Raw genomic sequence first — 26605 nt, 5'->3', positions numbered from 1 at the left:
ATCAATGATCTTTATATACTACTGACCATCGTGTCCGGTGATAAAATCGCTGCTAGCTCTTCATCACTAAGTAGTTTTTCTTGTTTGACCAGCTCCGCCACGCCTGACCCACTTAGTAATGCATGTCCTGCGATACGACTTGCGTTTTCATAGCCAATATGTGGCACCAGTGCCGTCACGATACCGATGCTATTTTCGACATGCTGTGCGCAGCGGGCTTCATTGGCCGTAATCCCTTTGATGCACAGATCATCCAACATGCGAATCGACTTTTCTAACAGACGCGCGTTGTTCAGTAGGTTATAGACAATCAGCGGCTCCATTGCGTTCAGCTGCAGTTGCCCTGCTTCTGCTGCCATAGTAATCGTCGTGTCCGTACCCATCACCTGAAATGCCGTTTGGTTCATGGCTTCAGGAATTACTGGATTGACCTTACCTGGCATAATAGACGAGCCAGGCTGCATGGCTGGTAGATTGATTTCGCCCAACCCTGTGCGTGGCCCGCTCGATAATAGACGCAAGTCATTGCTTAGCTTAGATAATTTGATGGATAGACGCTTGAGCGCACCAGAAAACGTAATAAAAGCACCCATATCAGCGCTGGCTGCTATCAGATCGTCGGCAAGTGTCACTGGCAAACCGCTGATGCCAGCCAATTCCTCAATTGCCAAACTGGCATAGCCTTTAGGCGCATTGATACCTGTACCGATAGCGGTGCCGCCTAAATTTAATTCGCACAATTGCAAGCAAGCCTGTTCGATTTGCGCTATTTCACTGCCCACGTCACTGGCAAAGGCGTTGAATTCTTGACCGAGCGTCATCGGCACCGCATCTTGTAATTGCGTTCGACCCATCTTGAGAATGCCGCTAAATGCTTGTCCTTTAGCCGCTAAGCTTTGTTGTAGGTTAAGAATGGCTGCTTTCAGTGGTTTTGCCGCAAACACAATCGCTAAACGTGCCGCGCTAGGATAGACGTCATTGGTCGATTGAGAGCGGTTCACATCGTTATTGGGGTGCAAATGACGGTATTGACCATACTCAAAGCCCATTTTTTTTAAGCCAATATTAGCAATAACTTCATTGGCATTCATGTTGGTCGACGTACCTGCACCGCCTTGAATGAGATCGACAATGAATTGATCATGATGCTCACCATTGATCAGATCCGTACATGCTTCGGTAATGGCACCAAGCTTCTCTTCGGTGAGCAAACCATGCTGATAGTTGGCCTTGGCAGCAGCTGCTTTTACCATGGCCAGCGCTTTAATCAAATCCGGAAAATGACTGATTGGCGTGCCAGTGATACTAAAATTTTGATACGCGCGCTGTGTTTGAATACCATACAAAGCCGCTGCAGGAACAGCTTGTTCGCCCAATAAATCTTTCTCAATACGAGTTAGGATGTTGTCATCAGTCAGGTTGTCGATGTTTTTCATATTTTTTGGTCTTCTTGGAGATAAGGTCAGTTAAATCAGTTAACGCACCATACTTATGTATTTAAAACTTTATGTACTTGAAGCTTTAGGTACTTAAGAAGTCTTGGCGTTACTAAAAAGCAGAGTCATCGTAACCGAGAATAGAGCGCGAGAAAAACGTAAATATTCTGCTCTCAGCCCCAAAAATATTCGTGCTTAGCAAATTATGTTATAGATACGGTTGCTCTACTGAGCATTGGTATATGTAAGATGCATCTTTTGGAGAAGCTTACAGTCCCAGCACCTGCTTTAATGCAGTGATTGGTGGCTGCTGGCGATCAGCATACCGATAAGCCAGTACGACCTCTCGGACCAAACTGTTATCTCCCAAGTGATGGATTTGTACGGGCGCAGTACTTCTAATCCAGAGTCCAGCATAAGGTATCAAAGCCACGCCCAAACCCGACTCCACCATCCTAACGATGGCATCCAGATCATTAATCTCCATGATGGTATTGACTTTGATGCCTTGCTGCTTGAAGAATTTGCTGAGTTTTGCCCCTGCTGAGGATTGCAAGCTGTAATGGATAAAAGGGTGCTGCTCAAGCGTCTGTCTGAGACTGTGAAAGGGCCATTTTTTGGGACTGATCAACACATAAGGTTCCGTCATAATAGATTGGGTCACGATGTCTTTTGGCAAGGCAAAAGAGGGCTGTATGGTGATGGCTGCATCTATTTCCCCGACTTCGAGTTTCTCAAATAACTCTATAGCACGTCCAGGGACAATCTCTGTCTGCATTAATGGGGCGAGCAGAGTAATCGCCTTTAGCGCTTCGGGTAAAATACCCACTTGCACTGAGTTGATAGCGCCAATCCTAAGCTGCCCATAGTAGCTCGCAATGTCAGTATCTGAGGGTAGCTGCATGGTGGCATAAAGCGCCAAAATCTCTTTGGCGATAGGCAAAATACGGGTGCCTTGCGGATTGAGCGTGATGGCTCTGGCAGAGCGGGTAAATAATGACAATCCCAAATTATCTTCTAAGGTTTTAATCTGGGCACTGACCGCCGATTGGGTCAGGTTGATATGCCGAGCAGCCGCGGCAAAACTGTCCAATTCGCAAACGGCTACAAAGGTTTTAAGCTCTCTTATCATTGATGTCACCACACTTATTATCATCACGGTCAGATAAGGTACAACAATGATACCCTGCTGCCAATGTTATATTTTTTTGTTCGCTGTACTTTCGCAGACAGGGACTGCGAAAGTATGATGTTGGCAGTACGCAAGGGAAGTTGATACCAGTAGCGTGCTTTTACCTCATCGATTGTCATTATACGTTCATTTTTGTTCTATAGAATGCGTGGATTCTTTTGGATTACCAGTGATGTGACACACTTTTAATCCACGATAAAAACAGTATATACGGTCATCGTAGTTTACTGATATCCATGAAGATTTCTATTGCAATAACAGCGAGTCGATATAATGAGCAGTTACCTGTGTTTGACAGATTATGAAAAGAATTTGATTGATAGCGCTTTACTTATCTTGATGCAAAAAAACATTCAATATAGCAACCAGTCAACAGAAGACTTCATACAGCAGCACTATCAAAACTTTAACCTGACGCTTTTTGAATTATGCGCAAAAATCAAATCTCCTGATTTTGATAAGAATATGAGCTTATCCTCAAAAGAAATCAAAAGCATTAAAAAAGGGTTGACCTCGCTATACAGCCTTATCTCTCAAAAAGCGGTGAAGAAAAAAGAAGCGAACCAAAAAGATGACTATAAAAGTTATAAGCTACAAATCATAGAGCTAGAGAAAAAATTGGGGTGATAGAAATGGCTTAAGAACGGGCGATTATTTTGCGCCGTTTGTTATATAGCTAATCCTAAATAAAAAAGGTACAACAATGATGCTGGACTGCCAACGATATATTTTCGTCGCCTCTGTCTGCGAAGGCACAGCAAGCAAGAAAATATGACGTTGGCAGCACTGTATGTATTTTATACTGGATTGACTATAGTTGATTTATTTTAAAACCGATACCCTGCTACTATTATGCATGCTGCGCCGCCTCTGTTTAGCAGCACGCAAGGAACATTCATACCAGTAGCACGTGGCTATTTTATCTCAACCAAACTGGTTCTGTTTTATTTAGAATCGACCGTATTACTGTCGACTGATACGCCACCCTCTGAATTTGTTAAAAAACCCCTTAAGCCTGTCAGAAAAGCTAAATGCCTCTGACTCTGTTACCTCTTCAACATGATGTCGGGCAGCCAATATGGGCTGTTTTACCAACCTTTCATGATGGTCAAAGGCGCGATCAAGGCTGATACTCATCATCGTAAAATTGGTCGGGCGCGGCAGACAACGATATACCTGACCTTTATTGATCAGGTCAATCACCATATGTGCGTCTTTAAATTCCGTCAGCATCAGCACCATCAGATCAGGCTGGATATTTTTTAATGCATAAACGATGGGCGTGATGTTTTCACCATTCAGTGTGGCATCGGTTATCGTAACGCCAAAACTCTTTTTCTGTAACAGCTTTGCTGCTTGCTCAAGGTTGCTTGCCCAACTGACACTATAGGTATGCTTGAAATGCTGCTTCATTTGTTGATAGGTATCTTCGTTATCGTCTAACACCAAAATGTTGCGTTTGGTATTGCTACTGTATGCTGCACTGTGCTGAATATCATCTGCTTGGCTAGGCGTTTGTATAATATCTTGCGTTTGCTGAGCAATCTCTGTGGCTTTATTGACGACTTTTTTGAGTTCATCATTTTGCCACGGCTTGGTAATATAACGATAAATCTCGCCTTCATTGACTGAATCAATCACTGCATTGAGATCGGCGTAACCCGTCAATAAAATGCGAATGGTATTTGGCGAGGCTTCTTTGACCTCGCGCAATACCTCTGTGCCTTGCTTATCTGGCATACGTTGGTCACTGATGACCACTTGTACATCATGGTCACTGACATACTGCATCAGCTCGTTGGCATCCGTGGTAATAAACACGTCATGTGACTGACGAAAGTGCATTTTTAGACTGCGTAAAATGCGCGGCTCATCATCGATAAAAGCGATCTTTGGTTTTTGCATGACACCCTCTTTAAGTAACTTTCTTTAAGTAAATGGTTAGAAACATCTCAACTTTCGAACAAAGCTTGTGAGGGTTTATTTTCACGAGATTTAGGCTGTATCGGCAGCATAATGGTAAAAGTTGTGCCCTCGCCCACGGCCGAATGAGCGTTGATACTGCCGCCATGCTGCTCCATAATTTGAGTGCTGATGGCAAGTCCTAAGCCTGTACCATCACCTGCTTTTTTGGTGGTGAAAAATGGTTCAAAGATACGCGCCAATGTGCTTTCATTGATGCCTTGCCCATTGTCGGCGACTTGAACCATTATTTTTTGCTGTGCTTCATCGACAGATGAGATAATGTGCAACTCACCTTTACGGTCAGGTTTGATGGCTTGAGCGGCATTGTTGAATAAATTCAGCAACACCTGATTGATTTGAGAAGGATTGCATTGCACCAAAGGTAGCGGCGCCAAATCGGTCGTAACCGCCATGCTCTTAAGGTTGTTGCGTGTCATGACGAGCGAAGTATTGATACAGTCATTGATATCGACGTCCTTTACTTTGGACTCATCGATTCGAGAAAAGTCGCGCAAGCTAAGTACCAACTCCGCAATCTGATCGACACCGTATAATCCATCCTTGATGAGATCTGCCAAGTCCTCACTCACCTCGTCTGCTTTGATTTCTTCACAGCACTGCAAGGTTTGATCCATAAGCTGTGCTACTTGTTTTTGGTTCGCATCAGGTGTTTTTAGCGCTTGTAATAATTGATCGGTATGGCTGAGCAGTTCATCAAAGCGCACCAGATTGTCACCAACCAATTCCATGTTACTACGTACATAACCGAGCGGCGTATTGACCTCATGCGCCACGCCTGCCACCATTTGTCCGAGCGTGGCCATTTTTTCAGAGCGTACCAGTTGTACTTGCGAGGCTTTTAACTCATCCATCGCCTGCTGCAAATCTTGAGTACGAGCGGCGACTTGCTTTTCGAGATGGACATTGATTTCGGCAAGCGCGCCTTCGTTTTCGACCACACGATCAATCAGCTGATTGGTCTGGTCGCTGATGATTTGAATCTCACTCACATTGGAATTGGGCAGTTTGTGCGCGCTGAGTTTTTGATATTGTTTTCGTTCAATCAAAGCGCCCATGTCTGCTACTGCCGAGGCCATACGCTTTAACGGTCGCGTAAAATAGTGACGGAACACCCATGCGGTCAGAAGCAAAATAGGCAGAAAACCCAATAGCATTGCCTGTATCAGCTGATTGGACAGCGCATTGGCAACACTCATCATGTCGCTGTTTGGTTTGACAATGACCATTTTCCAATAAGTGAATGGCATACGAAACACGAAAGCGGTGGCAGGCTCTTGTAATACAAAATCATTGGGTACATCGATGGTGTCCACTAAATGACTGTCTACCAAATTAAAGGTCTGATCGATATTTAGTAGAAGCAGCGCTGAGAGCAGCTTAGACTCTTGCTCGCTGATTTTACCCACATTGGTGGTACTCAAAATACTACGTGCTGCTAACGTATAACGGTTCTCGTCTTTGGCAACGGCTTCATCAATAAGCGTTTGATTGATACTATCCAGACTATCAGCAATGGGCGCAAAACCAGGCGTTTTTTCTGCCAACTGATGCGCGGTCACCATCTCGCCTTGAGGGTTGTTTTCGGTCACTTGGGTGACGATAGATTGGTCAGGAAATGTTAAAAACCGATTGTCCAAATCTACTAAAAATACATAACCACCAAGCTTTTCTTGCCATTTTTTCATGGCTGTATCGAGGTTATCTAGTAGCAGGTTGAACGTCACTACCCCGTCAAAGGCTTGATTGCGACTATCATACAAGGCTTTGGCACAGGTCATCATTGGCTGATTGTTCACCGGATCAAAGTACGCTCGGCTCCACACACAATGATCATGACGCGCGTACATCGCAGGGATGTACCACCAGTCTCGATAATATGCATTGGGCGTTTGCAGCACCTGATTGTAGCGCTCTGTCTGCTGCATCACACCAGATTGATCACGCATCCACACAAATGACTTGCGATCTCGTCCCTCAGTATAGGTGTTGGGATCAAACCACACACCGCCGCCCACGATTCTCTGATCGGTTTGGCTCATGAGGTTATTAAAAGCCTCTTTATACAAGGCGTCCTGTTTGGGCAACCCGCCAGCTATGGCACTGGTCGCTTTTGCCAAGCCATCGACGTGATTGATACTCGTCATGATGCTGTTGATCACTTCATTACCAGTTTCAACCACAGTTTCCGATGTCATTGCCAATATGCGTGGCTTTCCTTGGGTTTCAATGACCCAATACACCATCATAGTAATGAGCGCAAACGCCAATGCTAAGATAATCAGCATACGTGTGGTGATACTACCGAGCCGACCAGCTCCCCTCATAAAAACACCCTATCTGTATGTGCTACATCTGTACTTCCTAGGATCGGCATCCAGCAATGGAGGAGCGATAAAGGTTAATAAGCAGCAATTTATAATGGGCTTAAGGATACGATGTGGTTATGACAATATAGTGACAAAAGACACACAAATTGATAGAAGACAGCAATCCTAGCGTGGATTGAGGGTTTTAGGAGTATTAATAATAAATACTTTTTGTTGAAAAAGTGAGCGCAACTTAAAAGACAACAAGATTGAAATTCACATCACATAATAAATATACAACTGACTATGATTATGCAAATAAAAGTAGGACTGCAACTTACCTATGTATTAGCACCATTCATTTTTCAAATATTCTTATTTCTTAATTATTTTGTCTTAAATTTAATGTATTGATATTAATCCCCTCCTCATTTTCCAAAAATTTTGAGCAATAGTAATGATTATGTAAATCTTTTTAATTTTACAATAATTACTCAGACTTACATTATTGAGGTTTATTAAACACTTAAGTAGTAATGTATTGTCAAACCCTAGGCTATGATACTTTTCATATTGGATATGCTAATAATAATCAATCAGATAATTGCATATTTATATTTCGTAATCATTGCTCATGAAGCAGTACATATTAGATGATATATAGGGACAGATTATGTTGGTCAGCAATGGAGTACCTCGTAAAAAAATACTAAAAAATATAGCGAGCACTTCTATAAAACAATCGCTACAAGAAACGCATTCCCCAGCTAGCCAAGAGCCTAGTTTAAGCTTTCAACTCATGACACGCGCTGAACCACCAGCACTGGTTATTGCTACCATTCAATCCCTACTTGCTGTTAAAGCACCTCAAGACGAAATCATTATTATCGATAATAATAATACGGCAACCTCACTATATCGACCATTGGCCGCGTTTTGTGCCAGCTTAGATCCCACGCAGCAAGTGCATTTTTATCATATCGACGCTGTCGCAGGTTTTAAGGCAGGTGCATTGAATTTGGCATTGGGACTGATGAATCCAAACTGTAGCTATCTCGTGGTGGTCGATAGTGACTATCAAGCGTTACCACAGGCAAGATCATCCATTGCCGATGCGATCAAATGCCATCCTGAACACTCCCTACTTCAGTTCCCGCAGTTTTACCGCAATGGTGGGCAAGTGGATACGCAGAGCGAACTGAATCATTATTTCAATCATCATCTATATCGCCCTTTCAATCAAGATCGTGCATTATCGACAGGGACTTATGCAGTTATCCGCCGCTCAGCGCTTTTAAATTTGGGCGGTTGGTCGGGGGCTTCAATTACCGAAGATGCGCAGATGGGTGTCCTCATGCACCAAAAAGGCTTTCACAGTAAATTTATACCACAAGTTATTGCCACTGGTTTATTGCCCAATACGTTGAACGATTTGATGTCTCAGCGTCGACGCTGGATCTATGGCAACATGCAAGTATTGCAAGATTATGCAGCGAAGCCGTTTTTCTTGTCAGCCAAAGAATCTGACAGCCCATTACGTGTGAGTGAGCGCCTAGCTTATACGCGTGCTCACCTCTCACAGCTCAGTGCTTGGATCAATTTCACAGGGTTTTTTATCTTTTTGCAAATATGCGCCTTGTTAGTAATTGGCACAGCACTTTTTAGCCATAACTTGGATATGTCTGTGCTCACGCCTTTATATTTGGTGTATGCCAGTTACGCGATCTTTTTGGGCAAGCGTTTGTGGGCGTACTGTCATGATGAATCACCGCTTAACAAGCAAATTGATAAAAACCACCAGACCAGCACGCATACAAAATTGCGGGCATGGCTGATGCATCTCAACTTTTGGGAGCTTGGCGCACTATCGTGGTTACCCGTGCTGTGGGGACGTACCAAGCCCTTTATATGTACCCCAAAGCAAGAATTTATTCAGACCAGTCGTTCTGTGCAACTGGCGAATATTGCTGCTTTACCAAAACTGCTGCTGACCCTAAACCTCATAACAGCGATATGTGTCGCGCCTTTTTCACCGCTCTATTCACCGGTATTATTTTTCTGTGCAATGACTGTCTGTTTGTTGAAGCTGGCAGCGGCAAAAGTGGCAATGGATAATTTTGTGGCGACAGCACGAAAGGCGCCCAGTATCAGCACCAAATCAAAACCTGCTATTACTACTTTGCATAAGCAAGTCAAACCTATAAGAACAGCTGACATCACAGCCGTCTTTGAGGACAAAAAAACCATCAATTACTAGTCGTATCACTCTTTGTGGTGGTTTTTTAAACATGGTACTGATTGTTTGGTGCTTATTTTGAGTCATTTTTAGCGTCTATCCATTGCTATTTTTACTTTGAGGTTCTTATGTCTTTTGACACGTCATCCGATTTTTTAACGACTGCCAATCTTTCTAAGATTCGTCCTACTACCCGGCTAAACCGACCACTGCGTATAGCCATCATCGCTCATTGCTTATACCCAATCGCCCAGCCATATGCGGGTGGTCTTGAAATGATTACCCAGCTCTTATGTGATGAGCTGGTAGCGCAAGGTCATGAGGTGTCGCTTTATGCGCATAAAGACAGTCAAACACAGGCGATGTTAATTCCCTTCTTAACGCGAGAAGAATTCGATGCGACGGTCTATGATAATGAGCATGAATCCTTAGGAATGAGCCGCGAGGAGCTGTATCAGTATTTGGTCTATCAAAGCGCACTACGTGATTTGATCGATCGCGATGCCCGCGGTGAGATTGATATTGTGCACAATCACAGTCTGCATCATATCCCCATGATGACCGGTCAAGCATTTGGCGAACGCTTTTTTACGACTTTTCACACGCCTATATTTCCCCAGCTGCGCTTGGCGCTTCTGACGTTACGTCATGGCACCAAGACTCAATTTACATCCATCAGTCAACATCAGCAGCGACTCTTTTCTGAATTCGTACCCGCACAGGTGGTTTATAACGGAATCGATGTGGCGTCTTTTGTAGCCAATATCGATGTTGATACTGCTAGCGATGCCTATAGCGAGCATGAAATTTACTTTTGGTACGGACGCATTTGTCCCGAAAAAGGCACGCATTTGGCAATGCAATACTGTATGGAAGCGGGTAAAAAACTTATCATTGCTGGGCCGAAAAGTAACGAAGAGTACTTCAACGAGTACGTGGCACCCTTATTGGCAGAAGATTGCAAACACAATGAGTCACCACTGTTTGACTATGTGGGTCATGTCACAAAAGATGAGGTAAATCGGTATTTGTGCCAAGCGACAGCCATGCTATTTACAAGCACTTGGGATGAACCTTATGGATTAATACTGGCAGAGAGTCTGGCTTGCGGTACGCCTGTCATTGGCTTTAACGTAGGTGCCAGTGCAGAAATCGTCACACCAGATACAGGTATCATCGTGCCAAAAGAGGATAAAGCCGCTTTTATAAGAGGCTTTTCTGAAATTAAACACATATCACGTCAAGCTTGTCGCAATCGCGCTGTGGCGTTTTGTTCCGTATCAGCGATGGTGGAAGGCTACCTTGCGTTATATCAAACAGCGGTAAGTAACAAGCAGCAGATATTTGAGTCTAATGGACAAAAAAGCGTTCAAGCCAGCACTCACGCCGATGCTCAAGAGAGTATTCAAAGCAATGCTCAAAATGACAATGTTAGGCAGACGCTAAATACCTTTAACCATTTAAGGGATGAAAGACAGCAATTGACTGCTTCAACTAATGACCTCACTACTATGGCCTATGGAGAATAATGATGCTGCGTATTGGCTATTATGCACATCATCATGGGTCAGGTCACTGCCGACAAATAGACAAGCTTGCCGCTCTACTACCGATTCAAAAAAGGCAGCAATTAACTGTATTTACCAGCTTGGCTCCAGAAGCGTATGCTTTTAGCGCTATTGATGAGCAGCAGATTGTCCGCCTTTATCCAGAGGATGAGCGTACAGATGACGTCTTAAAAGGACGCGCAGGCAAGTATTGGCAACCAGCAAGTCTACATTACTCTCCTATTGGTAATGCTGATATTCAAAAGCGTAGCCATCAAATACTAAATACGATTGTGCAGCGCGACATTGACTTGATGATTATTGATGTTAGCGTTGAAGTGGCCATGCTATGCCGAACGGTAAGTATTCCCTATCTCTACGTGAGGCTACCGGGCCTTCGGGACGATACACCTCACCTTGAGGCTTTTGCTGGCGCGCTTGCGTTACTAGCCCCTTATCCTCAAGCGATCGAAGCGGCAATGACGCCCAGTTGGGTACGTCAAAAAACGGTGTACCTTGATTTTATCAATCTCACCAAAAACGACATATCAAGCCATCAGGACTTTATCAAAACGCTGACGACACTGACTGCCGACCATCCAAACGTTATCTCTTCATTTGCAACCAAACCCATCATCACTGTCATTAAAGGCTACGGCGGACATGAAGCCATTGACGCAAAACTGCCTGAGCTGCGCCGTTTATTACCTGACGCTTTTATCATATCGCTTGGACCGATAGATAATGACTTGAGAGCTTACGTTGATGTGGCTATTCACGTGAATGATGTGACACCATTTATGTATTACAGTGATTATTTGCTGATGGCCTGTGGACTCAATGCCGTGGCGCAAGCCTATTATTGTACAACGCCGCTTGTGGTCTTGCCTGATGAGCGTCCGCACCAAGAGCAAGCAACCATGGCGCAGGCGTTGATAGACCAAGGGCGTGCATTGAGCTGGGAGCAATTCGTATACTCGATGAGTGCTGAATCTACCTCCGCTTATCCTACCAAAATCACTGCTTCGCAAACACAAGATAACTTGAATGATGATAGATCGTCATTTTTCCCTACTGAAGACTCGTTTGCGGCTCAGGCATTGATGGATAGTACTATAACCTACTCGACCGCTAAATCTTGGTTCAACGAATGGCTGTTGCCGCAGCTTGAGTTGCGCCCTGAGGCTTAACGTCATTTTAGTCTGCCACTCTAATAACTAACCCTTTGAATTTTAATCCTTTGAATCTTAGCCCTATTATAAAATAACGGTAATGAGCGATGACAATAAAAACAGCCATACATACACCTACAACCAATTCACATACGAGTCTCAATCGTAGACCAGTAACTGTTATCACAACTTGTTATGGACGAAACCGTCATCTTTACAACTTACTAGCCAGCCTCACGCATGGCAGCATACAGCCTGATGAAGTGATTATCGTCAATGATGACGCTGACCCTAAATGCTTGGCTAAATTTGCTTTAAACATTGTACAAATTCCCACCACCGTCAATGCGTCAACTGACAGTATCTCTGCAAAAACAAGATTTGATATTGGTCACAATCGCAATCTGGGAGCTGCTCGCGCTACTCATGATTTGCTAATATTTTTAGACGTGGATTGTATCGTCGCGCCGACGTTTATTGAGCAGTTAAGTGCCAAACTGCAAGCGCAACCGAATGGGCTATTGATGGGGCAACCGCGCTATCTAACGCGGCCGTTATCAGAAGAAGAAAGCAGCAAATTACAATGCGGTACGCTCTCTATGAATTGTTTGAATAGGCTCTCTGTATATAACCCTTATCGTGATAACTTTGATGATAATGAGTCTATTCCTTTAGTGCTGAATCACACTGCGACTAAAAAAACAGCAATGAGAAAAACTGACGATTATGGCGCATTTTGGAGCTTATGCTTTGCTATTACTCGCCAGCAGTTTGAGCAACTTGGCGGATTTGACACCCAATATACAGGTTATGGCGCAGAAGACACAGACTTGGCGTTTACCGCACGCCAGCTAAATATTGATTTTTATCTCACGGCTGACGTGGTTTATCACCAGCAGCATAGTGTCTATAGGCCGCCGCTCAATCATTTAGACAGTATTGTCATTAACGCCAATCGCTTCTATGATAAATGGCAATGCTGGCCGATGGATGGATGGCTTTTGTCGTTTGCAGACATGGGACTGATCAATTGGCAAGCCAACCAGTCAACCCCAATTACTCTGATACGTAAGCCCAGTCATGCTGAAATAGAATCTGCTCATTGCCCTCATGCAGCATACGTTTGATGTTAGATGCCTATCCTTGACTGATTTGTTCTGAATAACCGATCTTATATAGCTAGTATTGGCGAATGATTTCTACTTCTGGCGGCGGTGCGCTCATCTCTTGGCGTTCAAACTCCCAATTATGCCCTTGCCAAAAATGAGCCGTCTTGTCGTTATCATTAAACCCCAGCATCAACAGTCTCAGTGGCAACTCTGTGTTTTGAATGTGCTGCAAATGCGTTCGAGCCGCAAGCAACAATCGATACAGTAGAAACCCCGACGAAGGTGCCGATGAGTGAATATCGGCAAAGCATGGATAATCAGCAACGACTGGATGCTGCTCTGATAAAACACCGTGATGCTGCGTGTTTTGTAGCAACGCTTGCACAGATGGCGGGACAGTCAGTATACGCTCATCAGTGATGGGATCATCATGCGGACTTGGATCGTCATCTGGCGAGGGAAATTGATAAGACTGATTGCTCAGCAAGATGCCTAAAGGTGCTGACTTTGCCATGCGCTTGATGACCGACACATTATTGCTGCGCGGCGGCAAACCAAAATGCAATTTACTGTCGCCAATTTGACGAAAAAACAATAGCTTGGGTAGTGTACTGGCGAGCGGATGGTTGGCAAAAAACTCTGCATGTATAAAGTGATTGAATAATACCAACACATCATCAGGCTGCAATAATGCCTCAAGTTGATCCGTACCAATCGATGGATTATTAGCGATAAATACAAGGCGATTGTTTTGCGCTAAGGCAGTTTGAATATTGGTGGGCAAACTTGTAAAAGCAGCCTGTTCTGTACTGATATTATTTATATTGGCTTCGCTATCTTGTGATAGTGAACGATCATTTGAAGGTATCGAGGTTTTTATGTGCGCCATTTTTGTCCTATTTGATATCAATACTCTGTTACATACCCATCAAGCATCGTGTGGCATTGGATTTTCTCTAAGAGCCGTTAAGCGAGCTTAGGCGGTACAGAATACGTACCCACAACATGAGCCACCACGTCGCTTGTCCCTTCTGAATAAAGTGACACCTCCCCCACTATGAGCGTGCGTCCGACTTTCATTAACGTACACTCTGCAATGATACGCGCCTCTGCTGAGGGTTTACGCAAAAAATTGATGGTGAGGCTTGTTGTCACTGTCAATGGTACAATGCCAATCTTACCAAGTATCGCCACATAGATAGCCACATCGGCAATGCTCATGAGCACAGGTCCCGATACCGTACCGCCAGGGCGCAGCTCGTTGATGCCGATGTCATGCGATAAGGTTGCCCCCATCTCATCCACTGATTCAACGACGCATTTGGTTTGCGGGAACTCTACTGCCATAAAGGCCGTGATTTCTTCTTTGGTTGCAGACATGCTCTTCCCTTAGCGATTTTTTTATTAGAGACTGCTATCCTGATTCATCAATGTACAACAGGCGTACCCTCTGTACTAAACGCAAAGCCTTTATTACTAAAATTACCAATCATAACCGCTTCAATGACGGGTTTGACTGTCTCATCAATGCCTTCAACTTCGATGATAAAATTGGCACCTGAACCGCCTTTGTCTTCTTCTTTTTCAACAATGTAATTCAGCGTTGCCATCGCAGGAAGCTTTATGGGCTTGGTCAAATAAGATTTAATTAAAGTACCACCCGTATCATAATAGTCAATTTTATTGACGTAGAGAGACTTATCTAGGGTGGTATTACGGACGCTTAGCGTCGCTGACAATAAGACTTTGCGATTGTCTCTGTCGGTATAAATGTCTGAATAAATCGGCACATAAAAGGTTTGCTTGTAGCTAAGCCGACTGTGATCCACATCCGATATCATCTCCAATGCTTCAATCGGATCTTCATGGCTCTCTGATAAGACAACATTGGGATCTTGCGCAGACTGACCACAGCCTGATAATAGTGCCGTGGTCGCGATCAATAAGATGGACATATTGTACTTATTCATAAGTTTTCCCTTTTGCTTTTTGCATCACTGTCATCGCAATCGTCTATTTTATTTTGACACCAACGCTACGCAAAAACTGGTTGATGTCATTGTTTGCGCCGTAGATGACCAGTACGTCCTTATCTTGCAATATTTGCTCAGGCATCGCCAATCCTCGAATGCTTGGTTTGCTTTGCGTACGACCAAAGCTGTCTTCATAATACTCATAGCGCAGGGTACTAAGCAATCGAATATTAAACTTTTGCTCGAATTCTAGCTTACCCACACTTTGACCAATCAGCGTTCTTGGAATGCTAATTTCTACCAGGCTAAAGTGATCACTCAGCTCAAACGAGTCTACAAAATAACGCAGCGACAGCCTTTTTGCCCAGCGCTTGGCCGCTTCTTTTTCGGGATGGATAAGATCATCCACCCCGATGGCTTGCAGAACTTTTTCGTGTAATGGATTGATACTTCGACTGATCAAACGCTTGGCTTTTAAGGTTTTAAATAAAGCCGTCACCATCACATTCTCGCCTTGGTCTTCGCCAATGGCCACGATAACAATATCGGTATCGCTAATGGGTAAACCTTTCACGGTATACTCATCTGTTGCATCCATACAAATGGTATGAGAAATGACTTCTTTATAGGCCTCAACCTTTTGCATACTACTATCGATGGCGATCACTTCATGACCTTGACGGGTCAGTGCTATTCCTAACGATGAGCCAAAATTGCCTAATCCTACAATGATATATTTCATGACCTTAAGCCTTGTTTTGTTATTTTTGAAACCATCACACTGACCCCTAACTGACAGCCTATTTACTGCCCGTTAGTTGATCGTAATCTCTTCTGTCGGATAATGATAATGACGCGGACGTCTGTTTTTGAGTAGCGCGATAAAGATGGTCAGCATACTCACGCGTCCAACAAACATAATGACAGAAACCACGATTTTACTAAAATCTGATAGCTCCGTTGTCAAGTTCAAACTAAGACCAACTGTGCTATACGCTGAAAAACACTCAAAGACCACTTTTATCAAATCAAGTTCTGGTTGATCGTAACTGATAAGCGTCACGCCTGTACCGATGACAAGTAATGACAACCACATTATAGAAAACGCGCGACGAATAGATATCTCAGCGATTTGTCGTTTGAATACTTCTACCTTGTTCTGTCCACGCGCCAGACTTAAAGTATTCAATAGCGCAATGGCAAAGGTACTGGTCTTGATACCACCACCCGTTGAGTTGGGCGATGCACCAATCCACATCAAAAATATTGTCAGCATAATCGTTGGAAACGCAAGCGTCCCCATATCAACGCTATTAAATCCAGCAGTTCGTGGCGTCGCGCCAGTGAAAAACGCTGTGACGAGCTTACCAAAAAAGCTGGTATGCTCAGCAAGTACACTGTTGTACTCAAAAATCATCACCCCAATAACCCCGATCAATAATAACGCACCTGTCATAATCAAGGTAATACGGCTATTGATATTAAGCAACCAAGGCTGATAGGCACAGCGCTGGTCATTACGATATAGCAGTCGCTGGGCACGATAACGCAAATAACGCAGTACGTTGACCACGATCGTAAAACCCATACCACCGAAGATAAAAGTCGTCACAATGATCAGTTGTAAGGAGTAATTGAAGCGTAGCGAATCATCGTACAGTCCAGCACTAAATGTAGAGAACCCCGCATTACAAAAAGCCGAAACGGCATGAAAAACAGAAAAAAACACCTGCTCTGACCAGTCCATACTTTCGATATTGTAGATACTGACATAAATCAGTGCTGCCGCTACTGCCTCAACGACAAAGGTAACATATAAGATAGATTTGAGTGTCGAGACCACATCACTCATACCGCTCATGTGCGACATCTCACTAATGCTGGCCTGCGTCTCATAACTGACGCCGCCTTTAAAGAAGTAACTAAAGTACGTCACAAACGTCAAAATACCGAGGCCACCGATTTGTATCAGTCCCATGATAATGACTTGCCCAAAAGTCGTAAAATAGGTTGCGGTGTCCACCACAATCAGACCCGTCACGCAGACAGCGCTCGTTGCCGTAAATAGCGCATCAATAAAAGACAATGGCTGCGTCGTGGCATTGGGCATCATCAGTAATAATGCGCCAATCAATACGACAGACAAAAAACTTAAGATAAAAAACTGGGCAGGGTTTAAAAAAGTACGTTTGAGATTAAAATCGTGGTCAGACATTTCACGAATAAAAGTGACAAATACTGCAATTTTTATGGCAACAAACCCATCAACAGGGCCGGACAGTCCTAAGCGTACCAAGTCCGTAAAGTGCGCACCTAACAGGATAATAATGGCAATACTGGTAAAAAAATCAAAAACCGCTACCTTGCTCAAGGTCAGCGGTTTTTTGGTATAGAGATAGCGCCCTGCGGTTAGCGTAAAACCTAGAAAGATAATGGCCAAATAAAAGATATGAAAAACTTGTTGTAGCCACGTGGGTAAGGTAAAACCGCTATCTAATAAAGCAACTGCGACACCAATAATACTAATGAAAATCATAAAATTGTTTAACAATCGATAACGCGTGGCTGCATTCATAGCCTTAATCCATGATGGAAATAACCACGGTATTTATACTCCTTTTTTTTACTATGCACAAAAAATGATTATAGATAATCGTAACCAATTATTAAACATTCATACTTAATGTGAAATAATAGAGCAAGATAAAAACCCTCATCACACTGTAAAATATGCACTTGCGCTATCAGCTAATACGTTATTTTTTAACAATTTTGGCCGACATCTTTACCCCGCCCCATGTCACCAAAGCCACACCAAGCGCGATCAATGACGCACCCAAAAACAAACCTGCCGGCGGATTTTCTCCTTGCAAAAAAATAGCCACAGGAACACCAACCACTGCACCAACCGAACCCAATAAGCTCAATAAAACGGGGCCACCTGTCTTTTGTAGGACAAATAGCAGTAAAAACTGACCGGCAAACAAACCTGCTTGTACCACTATCACTCCTAAAGGCAGCCATCCTGTCAACGACACGTGGACTGAAAAATTAGGCAATGCGCTACACATAAATAGCAGCAACGCTGCCGCTATTAACATACCAGGAGCTAAGGCATTCGGCGATGCTTGGTCAGGCCAGCGTAACGTGCGGTATATATTACCAATTGCCAAAAGAACAGGCCCACAAAGTGCCAGCAAAATCCAAACGATACTGGCATCTGGCGCTGAAAACTTACGCACAGCCAGTACTCCTGCCCCAGTCAGTGCTGCTGCCACACCCAACGAACGGATAATATTAAAGCGTTCCATACGCAGCATTAGTGCACCCAGATAAGTGAGCAACGGAGGCAGCGAGACAATTAACGCAACGAAACTGGCACCAACATGCGGAATAGCAGAAAATAGCAATAAATTAGAACCGGCAACACTGACCAGAGCGGCGACAAAATAATACTCGAAGCTACGCGCCGTTAGAGGAGGTAATTCTTTTTTGATAACCGCCACTGCCAATAAAATAATGGCTGCGCCTGTGATTGACCAAAATAAAAAAGCCAGCGGCGTGACCCCTATCTCATTTGCATATTTTGCCAAATTGGTAGAGATACCTATTAGCGCGCCCCCAACCAACAAGCACGTAAAAGGGATAAGCCATGCGTGCTTATTGTGACTTGTCTGCTGTTTTGACACATCACTCATCAATTATCCTATCAGGTGTGAGCGTTTAGATGACCTTTTAGATGGCATGGCGATGTTACTTACTTGGTCGCACATTTGACTAATAGCACTCTTAGCCACGCAATCTGCCTTCTTGCTGGTAAGCTTGTCATTGATCGCTTATGATTTACGACTCGACTACTCAGGCAACAATTTAGTAAGCATCTCATCTATCTCAACTTTGAACTCTTTGTCTTCAATTTTATTGGCACTGATTTTGGCATTCTGTAGGCTTTTGATGGCAGCCTCTGTGTCACCCATCTCAAGCTGTAGAACCGCCATCGAAAACGCAATCGATGACATATGATCTTTTGAATTTATAGCTATCGCTTTCGTCAGTGCTTTTTCATAGATAACCAACGCTTCATCCAAGTCTTCAGTAAAATCTGCAAGCGTCTCCCACTGCTCTGGATGGTCTTTATCGGTGTTTTCGTTATCAATACAAATGGCCTTTAGCTCTGCATATAGTGTATCGAATTCTGCTTGATTGCCTTTGCGATCCGCTTCTAGCAAGTCTTCAGCCAAGGTGTAAATCGCTTTATATATTTTGGTATTAATCATTACTCATAACCTTTGTATATTATTCTTTAGGGAGTTTTTAGATGACAGTGGATTTTAGACATGAGAAAAATAAGAACCGTCAGAATCTGCCATCATAGACGAAACGCGGACGCTTGGCGCATATTTATACGCAATCACACCAAAACAGTTTCGTGAAAAATAAGTCGATTTACTTTAAAACCGATACAGTGCTACTGAGATGTATGATGAAATCCTCATCAAAATAACACAAGATGTCATGAACTCAGGCGTTTGTTTGCGATAAATAAAGCGTTGAAATCTTGATAATAAAATTTATTGCTCTCGCCAGTGCAACCATAAGCGAGTGTCTAACTCAAACTGATGATAATCGGGTTCCATGTGACAGCATAATTGATAAAAAGCTTTGTTATGATCATGCTCTTTGAAGTGCGCCAATTCATGGACAATAATCATCCGTAAAAACTCAGGCGGTGCGTCCTTAAATAGGCTAGCCACCGTGATGCTATTGTGTGATTTGAGTTTACTGCCTTGTACTCGAGACTGAGTGGTATGAATACCTAGTGCATGTTTCAGCACGGCTAATTTACTGCTATAACTGACATTGGATAAAGGGCCGACGTTACGCATATACTGATTTTTTATCTCATTGATATGCTGATACAGTGCTTTGTCACTTTTTATTTCATGTTGATTTGGGTACTTTTTTTCTAAATACTCACCCAGCCTCCCATCGCTGATTAGCAGCGCCGCTTGCGTCTGTATTTGCTCAGAATAATGAGCGATATATTTTAATGTTGTCACAGGTTTGTCCTTAGCTCTTACCTTTGATTGGCTTATGTCTTTGACGTGTATTGACCGCCTCTTTCTATTTTACTTCATATCTCCTTCATCCGTTCTCAAAAATAAACCCCATAAGCCAAAAGTAGCTTATGGGGTTGTTATTTATAAATACTACTTAAACTTACTGTACATACATTGGTAACTCACCGAAGCAGAGAGTTAACGCTCAAGATGTAAGTACTGCAAGTGACGCTCATACTGATTTAGGATATCAACCAATACTTGCTCTTTAGTATAACCAACCAAGTCATACTCTTGCGAGCCCTCACTTAAGAACACCTCAGCACGATAATAAAACTCTGCCTGCTTGTTTGACGTATTCAGTGTAAAATTCGGGCGTTCAGCTTTGATCAAATTAACCTCATAAATAAAGTCATCTTCATCACCATGACCAACACGCAATTTTAGGCCATCTATCTGACCACTGTCCTGACCTATGCCTGCATCGATATTTTGACCGATACTATCAAGGTTACGAATATCCAAAGCTGTTTTAAGACCGCCTGCTGCAAACTCTTTTTCCACTTCGGTCATTGCTGGCATCACTACCGTTTGCAAAAATCTTTCGACTTGCTTGTGTCCAGGGAAGCTCACAATACGTTGCAGGCGAGCTTTCCAACCTTTACCACTGTCGAGGACGTTTGCTGTGCCAATCGTACTGGCTTTGCGTTTATTGCCCTCTTCTTTCAATGATTTCCACATCGACATCATATAAAGCACAAGGATCAATGAGAATGGCAGACCAGCAATCACAGAGACCGACTGCAATGAAGCAAAGCCACCAGCAAACAATAAGCCCAAGGTGATAAGACCCGTTGCTGCCGCCCAAAACAAGCGCAACCAGACGGGCGCATCTGTATCATTGGTCATGCCTTTTGAGCTCAGATTTGCCAATACCAAAGCGCCTGAGTCAGCTGAAGTCACAAAAAATATCAAACCAATAATCACACCAGCAAATGATAAGACGCTGCTGTACGGAAAATACTCAAACAGCGCAAACATACCCATGGCTGCATCATTGACCGCGATTTCACCAAGCTCAGTGGCACCATTGGCAACCAAGTCTATCGCTGAGTTTCCAAAGATAGAGAACCATGCAAAGATAAAACCAAGCGGGATAAACATCACGCCAAACACGAATTCACGTAAGGTGCGACCACGGCTGATACGAGCAATAAACAAGCCTACAAACGGTGCCCAAGCCACCCACCATGCCCAGAAAAATATTGTCCACGCTGATTTCCACTCAGCGCCAGCGGCACCATCATAAGCATAAACGTCAAACGTTTTTGCAACGATGGTTTGAAAATACTGGCCAATATTTTGTGTAAACGCATTTAACAAGTAAACGGTATTGCCCATAATCAATATGGCAAGTAGTAACAATATCGAAGACAGCATGTTAAATTCAGATAAGCGGCGTACGCCTTTTTCAACCCCTGTCATCGCAGAGACCGCAGCAGCAGCAACGACGCCTACAATGATCAAGGCTTGAACGGTTTTGCTAGATTCGATACCGAATACATGGGTCAAGCCAGCATTGGCCTGCAAAACACCAATACCCAGACTGGTCGCAATTCCCATCAATGTACATACAACGCCAAAGGTATCGATACCATCACCAAGCCAGCCTTTAATCAAGCGCTCGCCAAATATGGGTGTCAAGGGTGAACGCAGCGCAAGCGGCATATTCTTACGATAAGCGAAATACGCTAGCGCCATACCGATGAGGGCGTAAATACCCCAACCATGCAAACCCCAATGCAAAAAGGTTTGTGCAAGCGCCTGACGCATAGCCTCAGAGCTAGCAGGCTCAAGTCCGGCATGCGGTGTCAAATAGTGCATCAAGGGTTCAGATGCACCAAAAAACAGTAAGTCAATACCGATACCCGCCGAGAAAAGCATGGCGGCCCACGCTAAAAAGGGAAACTGAGCCTTTTCATGGTCTTGACCCAGCTTGATATCACCATACTTAGAAAAACCAACAAACAACGCAAATATGCTGTAAGCGGCCACGACCAGCATATAGTACCAACCAAAATTCGCTGATACCAACGCCATACTTGAGCTAAGTAGCGTTTGACTATAATCTGGAAAAACAATGGTCCAAATTATTAATAAAATAGAAATAATAGCGGAGCCTAAAAACACGACTTTATTTAGGGTTAAGGGTTTTGTCGCATCTTCTGATGGCGAGCTGTACATAAACGACCTCAATAAGTAAATTAGACACTGTGATAGTGCTTTGTCCGTTATAACCTTCTGGATGCATGACGCACAAAGCAGTACCAATAAATAAGAAATGGCTATACAAATAACCGAGACAACGCTAACTATATTAATTGCAATTCATTTAATACATGAGCTACGTTAGCGCTGATAAAAAAGACCTTTGTTTGAAAAGGTCTTTTTTTTGAAGTTGTCTTATCTCACTATTTTGCTGATAATCTTTACAGCCAATTAAAATAGGCTTCTTATACGATAGAGCTATAGTCACGCATCGGTTCGGCTCGCAATGGTGCGCCATTGGCAACATAATAATCCGCCGTCGAACGTGGCAGTTGCACGCCTTTCATCTTATCAGCAATTTTTTCTGCCAACATAATGGTGGTGGCATTCAAATTACCACTGATGATATTGGGCATAATAGACGCATCGACGACACGCAAGCCATCGATACCATGTACCAAACCTTCGCCGTTGACGACAGCATCATTACCTTCACCCATCGCACAGGTACAAGAAGGATGGTAAGCCGTCTCACCATGCTCGCGTACATAGTCATCTAACTGCTGGTCGGTCACCAAGTCTTCGCTTGGTGAAAGCGCGCGACCACGGTAAGGGTCAAGCGCTGGCTGATGCATGATCTCACGAGTGATACGCATGGCCGCACGGAACTCTTGCCAGTCTTGATCATGAGACATATAGTTAAACAAAATACTTGGATGCGCGCTTGGATCTTTTGAGGTCAGCTTGACACGGCCACGACTGGGTGAACGCAATGAACCCACATGTGCTTGGAAACTGTGAGAGTCACTGGCACTTCGACCATCATAACGAACCGCAAGTGGCAAGAAATGATACTGAATATTGGGATGCGTAAATTTTTCATCCGTGCGAATAAAGCCGCCACCCTCGAACTGATTGGAAGCGCCAAGCCCTGTACCATTGAATAACCACTCCGCACCAATGGCAGGTTTGTTCCACCACTTGTTGGCAGGCGCAATGGAGACAGGCAGCTTACATTCGTACTGCATATATAACTCAAGATGGTCTTGAAGGTTATTGCCCACTCCTGGTAAGTCTAGGATTTCTGCCACGCCCAAGTCTTTTAACCATTGACCAGGTCCAATGCCTGAACGCTGCAACAATTGCGGTGAAGCAATGGCACCTGATGAGACAATGACTTCGCGAGCGGCGTAGAAGTTTTTGGTCTGACCTTGGTGCTCGACTTTGACACCGACAGCACGCTTACCATCAAATAAGATGACATCCGTCAACGCACCCGTCAAAATCGTGATATTGCTACGCGTTTTCGCAGTATCCAGATAACCGCGAGCGGTCGACGCTCGGCGACCATTAGGTGTGACAAAGCGATCCATCGGACCAAAACCTTCTTGCTGATAGCCGTTTAAGTCATCAGTAGCCGGAAACCCAGCTTGCACGCCTGCTTCAATCATGGCCTGAAACAGTGGATTTACCCCAGGTTTTGACGTGGTCATCTCAACAGGGCCACCTGCGCCATGATAGTCATTTTCGCCAACATCACGATTTTCTGACTTCTTAAAATACGGCAAGCAGTCCAGATACGTCCAATCTGACAGACCGTCTAACTTCGCCCAATCATCAAAATCCAATGCATTACCACGGATATAACACATACCGTTAATCAAGGATGAACCACCAAGACCTTTGCCTCGGCCACAGTCCATCACGCGATTGTTCATATAAGGTTCAGGATCGGTTTTATAACCCCAGTTATAGGTGGTTCCTTGCAAAGGCATGGCAAGCGCAGCTGGCATCTGCGTGCGAAAGTCCAGTCGATAATCTGGGCGACCCGCCTCTAGTAGTAATACCTTGATGTTTGCATCTTCCGTCAAGCGAGTGGCCAAGACGTTCCCTGCAGAACCTGCCCCGACGATAATGTAGTCATACTCAGGTGTGGTTGATGTCATAAAATACTCCATAATCTTAAAAAAGGTCAGTATTGAAAAATCAGTATTAAAAAATGAATCATTTACTATCAGTAGGATTGAATAAAAAAGCACATGCGCCTCAATAAAACCCTACTGTCTAAGTGTTTTTTCAATAAAATTCTTAAAATACGGACTCAAATGCGCCCAATTCTACTTGGATAGATTTTGTCTGAGTATAATGCTCAAGCGCTTCAACGCCATTTTCGCGACCAATACCTGAGTGCTTATAACCACCAACTGGCATCTGTGCTGCCGACTCGCCCCACGTGTTCAACCAGCAAATGCCTGCTTCGATTTGAGCAATGACACGATGAGCGCGTGTTAGATCAGCGGTCACCACACCTGCTGCCAGACCATAATCCGTATCATTGGCACGGCGAATGACTTCTTCTTCAGTCTCGTAAGTCAATATCGACATGACAGGGCCAAAGATCTCTTCACGGACGATAGTCATATCATCACGACAGTCGGTAAAGACAGTCGGCGCGACAAAAGCCCCGTCAGCTAGTGAGCCAGTCGTGACTCTCTCACCGCCCACGAGCAAACGTGCGCTGCTGGCTTTACCTTGCTCGATATAATCCAGCACTCTTTCCATATGCGGGAAGCTCACCAATGGGCCCATATTGATGTTTTCATCCATCGGATCGCCCAGCTTGATACGCTCAACACGAGTCAAAATAGCTTGTTCAAACTTGGTTTGTAGCGCTTTTGGTACGAATACGCGTGTGCCATTGGTACATACTTGACCACTGCTATAAAAGTTCGCCATCATCGCAATGTCAGCCGCCGTATCAATATCGGCATCATCAAATATAATCAATGGCGATTTACCACCAAGCTCTAGCGTTACATCTTTAAGAGATGATGAAGCCGCACTGGACATGACCTTTTTACCTGTTGGGACGCCACCCGTAAACGATACTTTGGCGATATCTGGATGCTGAGTGAGTGCTTCGCCGACTTCGTAGTTGCCTTGCACGACATTAAACACCCCATTGGGCAGTCCTGCTTCTGTGAAAATTTCTGCCAGTTTTAAAGCCGTTAAAGGCGTGACTTCAGAAGGCTTAAAAATCATCGCATTACCAGCAGCTAATGCTGGCGCGGCCTTCCACATTGCGATCTGAATAGGATAGTTCCATGCACCAATGCCTGCGACCACACCCAGTGGCTCACGGCGTGTGTAAACAAAACTGCTGTCACGCAGTGGAATCTGACGACCCTCTATCATTGGCGCAAGGCCTGCATAATACTCAACAACATCGGCACCGGTGACAATATCCACATACTTGGTTTCGGAGTACGCTTTACCAGTGTCTTTTGTTTCGAGCAATGCCAGCACATCATTACGCTCACGTAATATATCCACTGCATTCAATAAAATACGGCTACGCTCAACAGGTGTCATTGCAGCCCAGATTTTTTGGCCTTGCTTAGCCGCTTGCACGGCGTCATTAATCTGCTCTAGGGTGGTTTGCTGGATGGTTGTCAAGACCTTGCCAGTCGCTGGATTGATATCTTCAAACGTGGTGAGCGATGCATCGACAGGTAGATAGCGACCGTTGATATAGGCGGTTTGTGTTTGCTGTAAATCAATGATGTCTGTTACGTTGATTGAATCTGTCATGAGTATGTTCTCCTTACGACGACTGGTGAGCGTTATTTATTGATCAATTCACTGATCAATTAACTAATCACTCAAACCAAATAGTTCGCCATTGTTTGCATATTAAAATAAAATTATCGTGTTTTACGGTGATTGATCGCTCTATTTTTATTGATCAAAATCACGCTGCGTCATTTTGATTAAGCGGTCACGTAATGACTGTTTTTCCGATATGTTGATGCCTGAAAAATCAGAGAGCCAAATACCATCAGCAACCAATCGCACCATACATAAGGTTTCGGTATTTTCTGTGGCTTCATGCTTTTTCAACTGCTCATTTGCCCATTTGGCCCATAATGCCCGCAGCTCACTGTCGCCCAGCATCAACACATATAGTGTCGCTTGATTATCGAACTCTTCTTGCCCTTTCTCGCCCAAACTGATGGTGGCATCTATATAGGCACGAGTAAAAGAGCCATAAGACACAGCATCTTTGGCCATCGCTGCATCTACTTCTGCTTCAAACTTAGCCATGGCATCATTGAATACTTCAAGCACCAGTGCATTTTTGGTGGCGAAGTGATGCATGACGCCACCTTTAGTCACGCCAGTTGCATCAGCGACCGCTTGAAATGTCACCTTAGACAACCCTTGCTCTAGCGTGATGCGTGCTGCCTGATCTAGTAAGGCTCGTCGAACCACTTCTGGTTGTTTTTTACGCTTATGAGCATTTTCCGTTTCTATATTCAT

At 44.0% G+C, this 26605-nt stretch carries 21 protein-coding genes; 5 read left to right on the top strand and 16 right to left on the bottom strand.

What is annotated here, in order from left to right; all coding sequences use genetic code 11:
- Positions 1-11 precede the first annotated feature (11 nt).
- Together CIK80_RS11615 and CIK80_RS11610 are read right to left on the bottom strand one after the other, a co-directional pair.
- On the bottom strand, positions 12-1436 hold the full coding sequence (locus tag CIK80_RS11615; protein WP_218830328.1) for an aspartate ammonia-lyase: 1425 nt from the start codon (positions 1434-1436) through the stop codon (positions 12-14).
- Positions 1437-1704: 268 nt separating this feature from the next.
- The gene (locus CIK80_RS11610; protein ID WP_179288377.1) at positions 1705-2568 is read right to left on the bottom strand and encodes a LysR substrate-binding domain-containing protein; all 864 of its coding nucleotides are present in this window, start codon (positions 2566-2568) and stop codon (positions 1705-1707) included.
- Positions 2569-2901: 333 nt separating this feature from the next.
- Here CIK80_RS11610 and CIK80_RS11605 point away from each other — a divergent pair, with 333 nt between their 5' ends.
- Positions 2902-3255: a hypothetical protein gene (locus CIK80_RS11605; RefSeq protein WP_095570130.1), complete on the top strand. Its 354-nt coding sequence runs from the start codon at positions 2902-2904 to the stop codon at positions 3253-3255.
- 336 nt (positions 3256-3591) lie between these two features.
- On the opposite strand, the gene CIK80_RS11600 is transcribed toward CIK80_RS11605, so the two are convergent.
- Both CIK80_RS11600 and CIK80_RS11595 read right to left on the bottom strand, forming a co-directional pair.
- Complete coding sequence (locus tag CIK80_RS11600; RefSeq protein WP_095570129.1) at positions 3592-4533, bottom strand: response regulator; 942 nt, start codon at positions 4531-4533, stop codon at positions 3592-3594.
- Between the two features lie 47 nt (positions 4534-4580).
- Positions 4581-6938: an ATP-binding protein gene (locus CIK80_RS11595; RefSeq protein ID WP_095570128.1), complete on the bottom strand. Its 2358-nt coding sequence runs from the start codon at positions 6936-6938 to the stop codon at positions 4581-4583.
- Positions 6939-7593: 655 nt separating this feature from the next.
- On the opposite strand from CIK80_RS11595, the gene CIK80_RS11590 reads away from it, so the two are divergent.
- From CIK80_RS11590 to CIK80_RS11575, 4 genes are all read left to right on the top strand, one after another.
- Positions 7594-9177 carry a glycosyltransferase family 2 protein gene (locus tag CIK80_RS11590; RefSeq protein ID WP_095570127.1) on the top strand — a complete coding sequence of 528 codons (1584 nt, stop codon included), beginning with the start codon at positions 7594-7596 and terminating at the stop codon, positions 9175-9177.
- A gap of 107 nt (positions 9178-9284) precedes the next feature.
- A complete protein-coding gene (locus CIK80_RS11585) occupies positions 9285-10685 on the top strand; it encodes a glycosyltransferase (protein WP_095570126.1) in 1401 nt (466 codons plus the stop codon).
- Entirely contained in the window at positions 10685-11893 is a 1209-nt protein-coding gene (locus CIK80_RS11580) for a hypothetical protein (protein ID WP_095570125.1), read from the top strand. The genes CIK80_RS11585 and CIK80_RS11580 overlap by 1 nt, the downstream gene beginning before the upstream one ends.
- Before the next feature lie 89 nt (positions 11894-11982).
- On the top strand, positions 11983-13002 hold the full coding sequence (locus tag CIK80_RS11575) for a glycosyltransferase family 2 protein (protein ID WP_095570124.1): 1020 nt from the start codon (positions 11983-11985) through the stop codon (positions 13000-13002).
- A gap of 52 nt (positions 13003-13054) precedes the next feature.
- Here the strand turns inward: CIK80_RS11575 and CIK80_RS11570 are convergent, their stop codons facing one another.
- From CIK80_RS11570 to CIK80_RS11515, 12 genes are all read right to left on the bottom strand, one after another.
- Complete coding sequence (locus CIK80_RS11570) at positions 13055-13873, bottom strand: hypothetical protein (protein ID WP_095570123.1); 819 nt, start codon at positions 13871-13873, stop codon at positions 13055-13057.
- A gap of 77 nt (positions 13874-13950) precedes the next feature.
- Positions 13951-14364, bottom strand: coding sequence for a PaaI family thioesterase (locus tag CIK80_RS11565; protein ID WP_095570122.1), 414 nt, complete (start codon positions 14362-14364; stop codon positions 13951-13953).
- Between the two features lie 47 nt (positions 14365-14411).
- Positions 14412-14954, bottom strand: coding sequence for a DUF3124 domain-containing protein (locus tag CIK80_RS11560; RefSeq protein ID WP_095570121.1), 543 nt, complete (start codon positions 14952-14954; stop codon positions 14412-14414).
- A gap of 43 nt (positions 14955-14997) precedes the next feature.
- Positions 14998-15699 (bottom strand): TrkA family potassium uptake protein, encoded by a 702-nt coding sequence (locus CIK80_RS11555; protein WP_095570120.1) that lies wholly within the window; start codon positions 15697-15699, stop codon positions 14998-15000.
- 72 nt (positions 15700-15771) lie between these two features.
- A complete protein-coding gene (locus tag CIK80_RS11550) occupies positions 15772-17532 on the bottom strand; it encodes a potassium transporter TrkG (protein WP_095570119.1) in 1761 nt (586 codons plus the stop codon).
- A 181-nt stretch (positions 17533-17713) separates the two neighbouring features.
- Positions 17714-18655, bottom strand: coding sequence for a DMT family transporter (locus CIK80_RS11545; protein ID WP_095570118.1), 942 nt, complete (start codon positions 18653-18655; stop codon positions 17714-17716).
- Between the two features lie 156 nt (positions 18656-18811).
- The gene (locus tag CIK80_RS11540) at positions 18812-19234 is read right to left on the bottom strand and encodes a Replicative DNA helicase (protein ID WP_095570117.1); all 423 of its coding nucleotides are present in this window, start codon (positions 19232-19234) and stop codon (positions 18812-18814) included.
- Between the two features lie 294 nt (positions 19235-19528).
- Positions 19529-20017, bottom strand: coding sequence for a M48 family metallopeptidase (locus CIK80_RS11535; protein ID WP_095570116.1), 489 nt, complete (start codon positions 20015-20017; stop codon positions 19529-19531).
- A 198-nt stretch (positions 20018-20215) separates the two neighbouring features.
- Complete coding sequence (gene betT / locus CIK80_RS11530; protein ID WP_095570115.1) at positions 20216-22261, bottom strand: choline BCCT transporter BetT; 2046 nt, start codon at positions 22259-22261, stop codon at positions 20216-20218.
- 269 nt (positions 22262-22530) lie between these two features.
- Positions 22531-24231, bottom strand: coding sequence for a choline dehydrogenase (betA, locus tag CIK80_RS11525; protein WP_095570114.1), 1701 nt, complete (start codon positions 24229-24231; stop codon positions 22531-22533).
- Positions 24232-24373: 142 nt separating this feature from the next.
- Positions 24374-25876 (bottom strand): betaine-aldehyde dehydrogenase, encoded by a 1503-nt coding sequence (gene betB, locus CIK80_RS11520; RefSeq protein ID WP_095570113.1) that lies wholly within the window; start codon positions 25874-25876, stop codon positions 24374-24376.
- Positions 25877-26023: 147 nt separating this feature from the next.
- The gene (locus CIK80_RS11515) at positions 26024-26605 is read right to left on the bottom strand and encodes a TetR/AcrR family transcriptional regulator (RefSeq protein WP_257011760.1); all 582 of its coding nucleotides are present in this window, start codon (positions 26603-26605) and stop codon (positions 26024-26026) included.

It is taken from the genome of Psychrobacter sp. JB193 (assembly GCF_002285555.1).
Taxonomy (GTDB): Bacteria; Pseudomonadota; Gammaproteobacteria; order Pseudomonadales; family Moraxellaceae; genus Psychrobacter; species Psychrobacter alimentarius.
Note: the sequence above shows the minus strand (reverse complement) of the source record. Positions and strands in the feature narration are given on the sequence as shown.